The organism is Yoonia sp. (assembly GCF_030731595.1).
Taxonomy (GTDB): domain Bacteria; phylum Pseudomonadota; class Alphaproteobacteria; order Rhodobacterales; family Rhodobacteraceae; genus Yoonia.
Map to the genome: position 1 here is coordinate 1 of NZ_JANQTS010000112.1, position 2,356 is coordinate 2,356.

Annotated in this window: 2 protein-coding genes and 2 pseudogenes; 3 read left to right on the forward strand and 1 reads right to left on the reverse strand. The window is 58.9% G+C overall.

The window, feature by feature from the left end:
- A pseudogene (locus tag NWQ23_RS13875) lies at positions 1-221 on the forward strand (hypothetical protein); the annotation flags it as partial.
- Between the two features lie 239 nt (positions 222-460).
- Positions 461-1,318 (forward strand): annotated as a pseudogene (gene istA, locus NWQ23_RS16660) (IS21 family transposase); the annotation flags it as partial.
- Between the two features lie 244 nt (positions 1,319-1,562).
- Here the strand turns inward: istA and NWQ23_RS16665 are convergent.
- Positions 1,563-1,718, reverse strand: coding sequence for a siderophore-interacting protein (locus NWQ23_RS16665; RefSeq protein WP_372340138.1), 156 nt, complete (start codon positions 1,716-1,718; stop codon positions 1,563-1,565).
- A 205-nt stretch (positions 1,719-1,923) separates the two neighbouring features.
- Between NWQ23_RS16665 and NWQ23_RS13885 the strand changes: the two genes are divergently transcribed.
- Positions 1,924-2,356: ATP-binding protein (locus NWQ23_RS13885; protein WP_306166984.1), on the forward strand; the 433-nt coding region annotated here is incomplete at its 3' end.

Consider the following 2,356-nt stretch of genomic DNA (forward strand, 5'->3'; position numbering starts at 1 on the left):
TCGGGCACCGTTTACGTGGCGTTTGTCATCGACGTTTTCGCAAGGCGGATCGTAGCCCTGCGTGATTTGCACGCAAATCCCTTTCGGGTAACAGCTGGCGGACCTCCACATCCATGAAGACACAATTTGTCCTCGATGCGCCGGAGCAGGCGATCTGGCAAAGAAAAACACAAGATAACAAGGAGTTGGTCCACCATTCCGACCGCGGATCGCAATACCTGCCGCGCGACAATCAAGATGAGAATCCAGCGTCAATCAGGATGAGAACGCAGTTTTGGGGCCACGTAGGGAGGGCGTAGCCCGACCGGAGGGGTCCCAAAACTGCGTTTCGCCCTTCATGGGTGGGTCTGACGGTCGTGACCGGTTCGGGTAGAAGGTGATTTTTCCGTGTTGGAAGGGATCACTCATGCCGGGCTGCCATGTCACCTATCAACAGATGAGGCGCTTCATGACGCTCAAAATGACCAACCCCGTCGCCGTCGCAGCGACCAAAGCCGGTTTCAGCCAGGCCACCGGCTACCGGTTGAAGGCCAGTTCCACATTGCCTTCACAAAAGAAGGCGCCGCGTAGCCGACGCCGCTCAGACCCGCTTGGAGAGATTTTCGAGACCGAAGTGCTGCCACTTCTAAAGTCAGCACCGGGGTTAAGGCCGGTCGCGATTTTCGAAGAACTACAGCGCCGCCATGCGGATCTGAGCCCCGGCATTCGTCGCACGCTTGAGCGACGCATCCGCACGTGGCGCGCTGAGCACGGCCCCGAGCAGGAAGTCATGTTCAGACAGGTGCATGAGCCGGGCAAGATGGGCTTGTCGGACTTTACTGACATGGGCAAGCTCGGCGTGACCATCGCTAACGAGCCATTGATGCATCGGCTGTATCACTTCCGGTTGGCCTATTCAGGGTTCGAGCACGCCGATGTTGTTTTGGGTGGCGAGAGCTATGTCGCGCTGGCAGAAGGCCTACAGAATGCCTTGTGGTCGCTCGGCGGCGTGCCTGCAGAGCATCGCACCGACAGCCTCTCGGCGGCATTCAAAAACCTGGAGGTATCGGTCGAGAAAGATCTGACGGACAGCATGGAAGGGCTATGCTCCCATTACGGCATGGCGCAGTCACGCAATAACAAAGGCGTGGCCCATGAGAACGGTTCGATTGAGAGCCCCAACGGTCACCTGAAGCGGGCGATCAACGACGCCCTCATCATGCGCGGCTCGCGCGACTTTGCAGACCTGCCCAGCTATCGACGCTTCATTGATGTCGTCGTGGGCCGGATCAATGCACGTAATGCAAAGCGGATCGACCTTGAACGCGCATGCCTCAAGCCTTTGCCGACACGACGCACAACGGATTATCAGGAGGTCACGGTCCGCGTCACCTCATCGGGCGGGTTCCTGCTGCGCAAAGTCTTCTACACCGTCCCGTCCCGACTGATCGGCCATCAACTCAGGGGGCGTGTCTACGATGACAGGATCGACCTTTTTCTCGGGGCGAGCTTTCTGCTCACATTGCCGCGGGCGCGGGCAGCACGCCATGGGCCGCATCAGCATGTCGTCAGCTACCATCACGTCATCCACTCGCTGCGCCAAAAGCCCATGGCCCTGATGGGCCTGACTTACCGTGATCAGCTGTTTCCACGCCAAGCCTTCCGTGATCTCTTCGACATGATGCTGGAACAGACATCCGACAAACAGGCCTGTCGCATGACTGTGGATATTCTGGCACTGGCCCACGATCGTGGCTGTGAAGCTGAACTGGCGTCTCAGATCGAGGAAGACATGCGTCAAAAGCAAATACCCGATATCGCAGCTCTACGTGCGCGCTTCGCCCCCTGCGCTGGTGGATTGCCCAAAGTCGAGGTCCGTCTCGGGGATTTGGCAGCCTACAACAATCTGCTGTCCGCCTCGACTATGATGCAGGAGGCCGCAGCATGACGCAGACCGATGTCGACACCGCCCGCCTCACCCTGGCGCTGAACGAGCTACGTATGCCCGCCATAAAAGCGCTCTGGCCGCACTTTGCCGAGCAGGCCGACAAAGAAGGCTGGCCCGCCTCGCGGTTTCTGAGCGCCTTGGTGGAACATGAACTGGCAGAACGCGACCGCAGACGCATCGAACGCCACGTCAGTCAGGCCCGCTTGCTACCCGGCAAGACGATCGACACCTTCGACTTCGCGGCAGTTCCCATGCTGTCCAAGGCTCATGTCAACGCCATCACCGCAGGGGACAGCTGGATTGGAAAGGGGGACAACATTTTGGTGTTCGGACCGCCTGGCGTGGGCAAAAGCCACTTGAGCTCAGCTATAGGACTAGCACTGGTCGAGAACGGTTACCGTGTTCTCTTCACCCGCACGACTGATCTGG